This is a genomic window from Xanthomonas sp. SHU 166 (assembly GCF_000364685.1).
GTDB classification, from domain to species: domain Bacteria; phylum Pseudomonadota; class Gammaproteobacteria; order Xanthomonadales; family Xanthomonadaceae; genus Xanthomonas_A; species Xanthomonas_A sontii.
In genome coordinates this window covers 1-3,066 of the sequence record NZ_AQOJ01000105.1, presented here as the reverse complement: position 1 = coordinate 3,066, position 3,066 = coordinate 1, and the positions used below count along the sequence as shown (strand labels likewise).

2 protein-coding genes are annotated in these 3,066 nt (G+C 71.6%); both read right to left on the bottom strand.

The window, feature by feature from the left end; genetic code table 11:
- The coding region (locus tag D180_RS04375; RefSeq protein ID WP_017911834.1) for an exodeoxyribonuclease V subunit gamma at nucleotides 1-1,283 on the bottom strand (1,283 nt) is incomplete at its 3' end.
- A gap of 408 nt (nucleotides 1,284-1,691) precedes the next feature.
- On the bottom strand, nucleotides 1,692-3,066 hold a 1,375-nt coding region (locus D180_RS04370), incomplete at its 5' end, for an autotransporter outer membrane beta-barrel domain-containing protein (RefSeq protein ID WP_017911833.1).

Below are 3,066 nucleotides of genomic sequence, written 5' to 3'. Positions count from 1 at the left end.
GGCTCGCTGGCCAACGGGCTTGCGTCGGCCAGCGCATAGGGCAAGGCGTCGTCGCCGGCGTGGCCGCCGAACACCGCGTCCAGATACGGCACGTAGGGATCGATGTCCGGCGACAGCACCGCAATCTCGCGCGGCTGCAGCGGCGGCTCGAAGCGCGGGTCGTCCAGCAGCGCACGCAACTGGTCGTGCAGCACCTGCAGTTCGCGCAGGCGGGTGTGGCAGGCATGCACCTGCAGGCTGGGATCGTGCGGATCCACCGCGGCCAGCGGCGCCGGCCGCGCCGGCGCGCGGCGATGGAACAGGTCGCTCTGCATGCGCCGCAGCAGGCTGTCGCCGAGGCCGCCCTCGGCCAGCGCGCGCCGGCCCGACTCCAGCGGATCGGCGTAGACCGCGATCTCGGCCAGCGGATGCACCACCTCGTAGTCGCCGATCAGCGCCATGAAGTCGCGCCCGGCCGCGCCCCAGGCCTGCAGCAGCGGATTCTCCTGCACGTGGTCGGCGAACAGCTCCACCGCCCCGCCCTCGCGGCGGCGCTGCCACAGGGTCTGCAGATCGCCCCAGTAACCCTGTGCCGGGGTCGGCAGATAGAAGTGCAGCGTGCCGGCGCGCGCCTGCGTGGCCAGCACGCGCAGCACGTCCGGGGAGATGTTGAGCACGGCGAAGGCGAACAAGCGCCGCGGCAGGCCCTGCGGCAACGGCCCGTCCGGGCGCGCGTAGCGGTCCAGGTATTGGCCGATGCGGCGTGCGCGGTAGGCGCGGCCCGTGGCGATGCGCCGCCACAGCCGCGCCTGCGGATCGTCCGGGTCGGCGCCGCCTTCCCAGCGCAGCAGCCAATCGCGCCGCCAGGCCTGGTACTTCTCGAACACGTTGCTCAGCTCGCCGGCCAGGCTCCACGGCTTGAGCGCATCGCCGTCGGCCAGATAGCCGGCCAGCGGCGCCAGCGCCGCATCGCTACCCAGGTCGCCCTGCAGAGCCGCGTACAGGCGCCAATGCATGGTCGCCATGTCCAGGTCGTCGGCCGCGGCACCGAGATTGCGCTCCAGCGCGCGCGCGACGAATTCGCCGGGGGTCAGGAATTCCAGGTTCGCCGCCACCCCGTGCACCGCGGCCAGGGTCGACTGCAGCCAGCGCCGCATCGCCACCTGCGGGATCAGCACCACCTCCGGCGCCAGCAAGGGCTGCCCCGGCGGCGGCCGGCGCAGTTCTTCGGCGAGCAGGGCGGCCAGGGTATCCAGCGCGTTGGACGGATACAGCCGGAAATCGGGCGCGGACGGGGCAGGCATGTGCCGGGCATTGTGCCGGATGCGGGCAGGCGGCGCTTTCGGGCACAGCCTTGTGCACCCAAACATCGCGGGTCGCTTCGCGCCGGACCCTCACCCCAAGCCCTCTCCCGACGGGAGAGGGGCTAGCTGTTCCTTCTCCCCCCGGGAGAAGGTGCCCCGAAGGGGCGGATGAGGGTATGGGCGCAGCCTCGTGTGCCCACACATCGCGAGACGCTTCGCGCCGGACCCTCACCCCAAGCCCTCTCCCGACGGGAGAGGGGCTAGCCGCTCCCTTCTCCCGCCGGGAGAAGGTGCCCCGCAGGGGCGGATGAGGGTACGGGCGCAGCCTCGTGCACCCAAACATCGCGAGTCGCTCCGCGCCGGACCCTCACCCCAACCCCTCTCCCGGGGGGAGAGAGGCTCAAAGCGTCAGTACTTCTTCTCGACGTTGAACATCCAGGTCTGGTCGCTGCCACTGTCGCCGTCGGTCACGCCGCGGTACTCCACGCGCGTGGACAGGCCCTGGTCGGTGCTGAACACCACGCCCACGCCCAGCATCAGCCGGTTGCGGTCGTACACGCTCTGCCCGGTGCGGTACAGGGTGCCGCCGACGATGTCGGCATAGCCCAGCGTGGCGTCGCCGCGGCCCTGGAAGTCGTGCTGGTACTCGAGCCGGAACTGCGGCGTCAGCCGTCCCCAGGTCATCTGCCGGCGCCATTCCAGGCGCAGGCCGAGATTGCCGGTGGTGGTGGCCACGTCCATGTCCTCGTAGCGCAGCGCATACGGCGCCATCGCCGCTTCGCTGTAGGCATCGAGCGTGGCGCGCGCGGCATCCACCCGCGCATACGGGGTGATCTGCCAATCGCCGCGCTGCAAATCGGCACCGGCCGACAGCGACGCGATCCACTGGTGGCCGCTGCGGTCGCCTTCGGCCAGGGCGCCGTTGTCGGTGACGTAGCGGCGCAGGTCGTAGGACAGCAGCTGATAGCCGACCAGGGTGTCGAAGAACAGCGTCTGGCCCGGGTGATAGCTGGCATACAACGCCAGCGTGTACGCAGTGGACTTGCTGCGGCTGCCGTCGCGGCCGACATCGCTGTCGTCGCGGCCGAAGCCCACGCCCGCACCCAATGCGAAGGACGAGGAGACGCGGTAATCGGCGCCCAGGCTCAGGCCATCGGTCTGGAAATCCACGCCGGCACGCTGCGACTGCCTGTCCAGGCTGCCGGAGCGGATCGCACCACCCACCCACAGGCCCAGATCGCCTGCCGCAGTGGCATCGCGTGGTGCCGCCGACGCGGTATCGGCGCCGCCGTCCATGGCGCCGTCGCGCAGGTCGCGGTTGGCCGGGTCGCACGCTTGCGCGTCCAGATTGCGATCGCTCTGCAGCGTGCGGTCGCGCTGGCGGCACTGCGAGCTGGCCTGGAAGCTCACGCCGTTGTCGAAGCCGCGCGCCCCCCGGTGGGTCGCCTCCAGGCGGCGCTGGAAGTTGTCGATCTGCGCCTTGGCGAAGCGCCGGGTCGACTCGGCCTGCGCGTCGATCAGGCCGCGCACCTGCGCATCCTGGGTCGGATCCGGGCGCGGCGCGATCATGAACACGATGTCCGCCTCGGCCGAGGTCGCATACGCATTGGACAGGGTGAAGCGCACCGTGGCGTTGCCGGAGAAGGCCGGATTCGGCACGAAGGTCAGCATGAAGCCCGGGCCGTCGTCCGCGGCCGCGGTCGGCACGCCGGCGGCCTTGGCGGCCGCGCGGGTGATCGTGGCGGTACCGGCGTTGGCCGGCAGCACCGCGACCACGGCGGCC